The 4870-nt window shown below is 32.4% G+C and carries 7 protein-coding genes; all 7 read right to left on the minus strand.

Features of this window, described 5'->3' with window-relative positions:
• Positions 1-1373 (minus strand): hypothetical protein (locus RMR19_RS05590; RefSeq protein WP_310602517.1); only part of this gene is annotated, 1373 nt, incomplete at its 3' end.
• 51 nt (positions 1374-1424) lie between these two features.
• The gene (locus RMR19_RS05595; RefSeq protein WP_310602518.1) at positions 1425-1973 is read right to left on the minus strand and encodes a hypothetical protein; all 549 of its coding nucleotides are present in this window, start codon (positions 1971-1973) and stop codon (positions 1425-1427) included.
• A 22-nt stretch (positions 1974-1995) separates the two neighbouring features.
• Positions 1996-2826: a hypothetical protein gene (locus tag RMR19_RS05600; RefSeq protein ID WP_310602519.1), complete on the minus strand. Its 831-nt coding sequence runs from the start codon at positions 2824-2826 to the stop codon at positions 1996-1998.
• Between the two features lie 585 nt (positions 2827-3411).
• The gene (locus tag RMR19_RS05605) at positions 3412-3702 is read right to left on the minus strand and encodes a hypothetical protein (RefSeq protein ID WP_310602520.1); all 291 of its coding nucleotides are present in this window, start codon (positions 3700-3702) and stop codon (positions 3412-3414) included.
• A 346-nt stretch (positions 3703-4048) separates the two neighbouring features.
• Positions 4049-4258: a hypothetical protein gene (locus RMR19_RS05610; RefSeq protein WP_310602521.1), complete on the minus strand. Its 210-nt coding sequence runs from the start codon at positions 4256-4258 to the stop codon at positions 4049-4051.
• Between the two features lie 83 nt (positions 4259-4341).
• Positions 4342-4626, minus strand: a complete 285-nt coding sequence (locus tag RMR19_RS05615; RefSeq protein ID WP_310602522.1) for a hypothetical protein — start codon at positions 4624-4626, stop codon at positions 4342-4344.
• A partial coding sequence (locus tag RMR19_RS05620) for a hypothetical protein (RefSeq protein ID WP_310602523.1) occupies positions 4611-4870 on the minus strand: 260 nt, incomplete at its 5' end. The genes RMR19_RS05620 and RMR19_RS05615, both read right to left, overlap by 16 nt.

The raw sequence follows: 4870 nt of genomic DNA on the forward strand, positions 1-4870 counted from the left end.
TCCTCAAACTCACTTCCTGCTTTATATAGATCTCTAAAATATTCTTTCTCACCATTACCATACACAATGGGCATCTCACTTTTCAGCATCTTAAGATATGCCTCTTTATACAATGCATCAACTTCAGGGCTGATATCCAGAGGTGATTCCTTAATTGTAACATCAAGTGCTCTTATTTTTTCTAAAACAATAGTACTTGTATCCTCCCCTTCTGGCATCACGACTTCTTCGGATACTTTTATTAACCTCGTCCCCTCAAAAATTAACTTCTCAATAACATAACCCTCTACCCCTGCTCTTACCCAGTTCAGCAAATATCCATCTTCAACACTTATATCTGCTAACGTACCATCGTAAAGTACTTTCTCGTAGTGTTGTTCTGCCTCATTCCATATATATAATTCATTAACATCATAGGATGGTGCCTGATCTATCACTACTTGCATATCCACACTACCATCTTGATTCAAATCTACAAACTTAGGATATTCGATAACCGTTGATTCCCACTCCAGACATTGCACTTCTTTATCTGTGGCATCATATATCCTATAGGAATAGCAAAATCCATACTCTTCCGTTTTCCGTGGTTCAATTGTCAACTCCGCTTTGTATTCTAAATTGCCGTCTTTTGAATAGATTTCATAGCTTGAAGAATCTTCTTGACATATCCTGTTTTCAATCACCTTTATTGTAAACTGGTTCTTTGTTTCTATGTTATATATATATTGAACCTCTTGCTTCCAGTCCCATATATCCCCTTCTATAAGATTCCATGCCAAATATGGATTCTCTGTTGTTATAAGATACACTTCCTTTTGAAAATAACACATATAATAGGACAATCCTTCTTCCGCCGTTGCCGTATACATCTTGATAATTCCTGATTCATCATGGATATTTTGAAAACTTTCCCTGATTTTAAACTCAGAAATTTTTGCAAAATAGTTCTTTGCATCTTCAAATGTTACAACTCCATTATCTGTACATTTCTCTATTCTAAAAACCTTACTTGTTTCAGTACTATCTTCTCCTGAATCCAATTCACAATAAAATTCTACATAGGATTCCCACTCTTCTTTACTTGCAATATGATATGGTGATATTTCGAATCGAAGCTCCCCGTACACAATTTCCTTCTGTGACTTATCTTCGTAAACAGTAGTAACACTTTTCTCTTCTATCTCTGGTGTTTGAGACTCTTGATCTCCTTGATTGATTTGATTCGTTGAATTTATTGATTGGACTTGATTGATTAGGTTTGCTTGTTTTGGTTTGCTACAACTAGTTAAACACAATACTATCATCATGATAAGAACTGTCATAGTTATCATCTTTCTTATATTGCATTTATTTAATTTGATTTTTCTCATAAATTTATCCTTTCATTGATTTGCATATCCTCGCTGTTTTTTCTCCAATAATTATCCTGCAAATTTAATCCCATCAAAAAGTTCCTCGACTGGAATACCGTCAACATATACTAGATAATCATCTATTATGGTGTATTTTATACGGACAATTTCGCCATTATCCATTTTTAAATATACATATTCCTCGCAATCCGTTGCTGTTGGATAAAATTTTGTATTCGCTTTGCATTCTATCGTACACCATGTCTCATCAATTAAAACATCAACTAACAAATCCTGTTTCAATGTAATAAACTCTTCATTATCATTTTTAATTTGAAAATCTTCTGCTGGTTCTAATTGCATATCCGACGTAATCTCATATCTACGTGTTCCACGCCATGTTCCAAAAACAATCCGATAACCTTCTGTAACAAAACCACTTGCTGTTGCTGTATCACGCACAATACTTCCGTATATTTTTTCCCTTAGTTCGACTTGCTTGTTTTCATCAATTTTGCATAGATATATTTCGCAAATATCATTACTCCACCAGCCCTCAAACAAGATTCCAGTGTTTTTGTTTTGTATCAGATATACATCTCTACAATTTTTCGCCATTACACTGCACATTATTTTACCATCAATGCATATGTAAATCGTTATTCAAATCGATTTCTATCGCTTGATTAAATTCTATTTTTCTGCATATTTGTTCAGTTTCACTTTCTTCACTCTGTTCTTCTTCATTATCTTTCGGAAAACTATCAGCGCCTATCAGCCTTACATATAAATCAATATGAACAACAACACCCCTATCATTATAAACAAATTTCAATGAATAATTATCATATCGATAGCCTAACCCCTTACAATTCTTCTCTTCATAATAATCAGAAGCAGAAAAACTCTCCCCCTCACCATACAGTTCCAGCACTTCTTTTATATCGATTCCAATATATGCCCCTCTTGCTGTCCTATATTTATCAGTTAGCAAAGAAATTTGTCTAATATGATAGGTGTGCATGTCCTCCCCTTTTAATGGATACTCTGTATTTGAAGTATATATTTCAAAATCCTTAAATTGATGAAAATATGTCTTATACACATATTCGTCTACATATATTTCCCCTACAAAATGATTTTCACTAGTTTCTGTCTCAATCTCCTCTTCTGTAGTCTCAAAACCATCATACAGCGAATCTAGCAAAACCATATTCTCTCCATCCGTTACCGCTAAATCAGATGCATTCATCGGTACAATTTCCTTTGGAACATTTCCGCTATTCTCTTGTGTGTCATGATCTTCTTGATTTTCCTGACTAGTTTCCTGTTCTGTCTTCTGCTCTGCTGTATCTTCTCTTTGTTCCATTTCTATTCTATTAAGGTTTTCATTTATTTTTTTCGTACTACTACATCCGACATTCCCAAGCACCATATATACTATCATTCCAAACAATACAATTCTCTTCATATTCTATTCCATATGTTCCTTCCTTTTTGTATTTGTTTTATTTTTCACCATTTCTCTATCTATATTACTATTTTTCTCCAAGTTTATATATGGGATAATCTTACTGTTTCTTTCTTTTTATGAGATACTCTATTCTTCAGACTTCCATAATTCCAATATATCACTATATTGTTTCTTTTTTGCATCATAATATCTCTTCTTGACTTCTTTTCATTGAATGAAGCCCCCACAATTTATTTGAAATCATAAATAAATTGTGGGGGCTTCAAATGATTATTAGGATTTGGTGTTAATGATTCACTGAGCAGAATCTATTAAATGACACCATAACGAATCATAAAACAAATATTTTTTTCTATAATATATAATACTATATTTGAAAATCACTCATTTAACGCAGTCCAATTTCTTTATAGACAAATATGCGACCTATGGCGATGTCTGCTGAATCATAGGCAACTGAACCAATTCCATGTCATCTTCTTCCTCAAATTCATTACCATACTAAATAATATAGCAAAAATTTGAATCCTCTCAGCATATTTCAAAATACAAGGTATAATGATTAATTATTATAAATCACTTTTATTCAATTAAGTCATATACATCTTCATAGACTATAGCATTTGGCAATTGTTCTGCATAGTTTACTATCTTCTGCAATAGCCAAGGTTCCTTTATTACCTCTAAATATTTTTTATCTATATAAATCTCTTTTAGTTCTTTAACATACCCCCTTCCAACTTCTATCCCCCTATATAAAATAAATTGGACATCTTTTTTTAACTCAAGTAAACTTATTTCACCACTTATCGTAGTTATTATAATTGATGTTTCTACATCCAAAGGAATATCCTCTCCCTTTAAACTTTCCATTAGACATATATGAAAATTTTCACCTACGCCTAATGTACATCTTGTTCCAGACATCAAAGAATTACCTCGGACATATTTACTATCTAAAATTACATCTGCATAAAATATTAACATTAAATTCTTGTATGATATATATGCAAGAAAGTACATCATACACTCCTTCCTATATTGTTTTAACGTAGTAACTTTATTATATGAAAGAAAAAATCTCTTTTCTAAGCTGTTGTGTTTCACTTTTTAAACAGAAGTAAAAATCAGGATATAATCAACAACTATATGGCGTTAAACATCATTAGAAATATGCTAGGGAGTTTTCTATAAATATGTGTGAATTATGCTAATACCATTAAAGTATTTCCACCACATTAAATTCATCCCAAAGCAGCTGTAATTTCCTTGATTTCATAAAACTATCAAAATTCAGCACCTCATCTTCGCATATATTAATATTATTCCAAAGTGCCTCACACTCATTACATATATAGATTATTTCATTTGTAGACTTAACTTTTATCTTACTTATTAATCCATGTTCACACAAAGGACATATCTTCATAATTTTTCTCCTTATTTATTGGAAACGCAATAATAATTTCATTAGTAAAAATTTTAGTAATAATTCGTATTGTCGTTTCTCCATTAGTTCCTATTATCTTTCCCATTTTTATAATGATTGTCCACTTTCCCATCTATATCCGTCAACATTACAACATCAGTATGTTCATTAGTATGATAAAAACAGTACATATTTATATCTAATTGCTTATCATCATCTTTTAGCGTACCAATTTCTGATGCAACAATCCCATACCCTCTAACAAGCCGTCTCTTAATATTATACTCCTTATCAAGCTCCACTACAATACTCCAGCCATCTGTTATGTAATTCGTCACTTCGCCATTCTCTTCTACGTCACAGCGCATAACTTCTGCATCATAGAAATTCTTCTGCGTTGATTGTTCTTCACCTCTTTGGATTTGTACATGGCTCGTTCGATTAAGAATATCGTATTCATATGCTCTTTCCCAACTAGTTCTGACTTTGTTTCTGGCTCTGCTAAGAGACTTACTACACTCTCATGCATCAAATTCCCTTGCAAATCATATTCATACTGTCTCTCTTCTTGCTGTCTCTGCAACTCTAATCCAAACACATTCGAACTCACCA

The organism is Anaerosporobacter sp. (assembly GCF_031551385.1).
Classification (GTDB): Bacteria; Bacillota; Clostridia; order Lachnospirales; family Lachnospiraceae; genus Anaerosporobacter.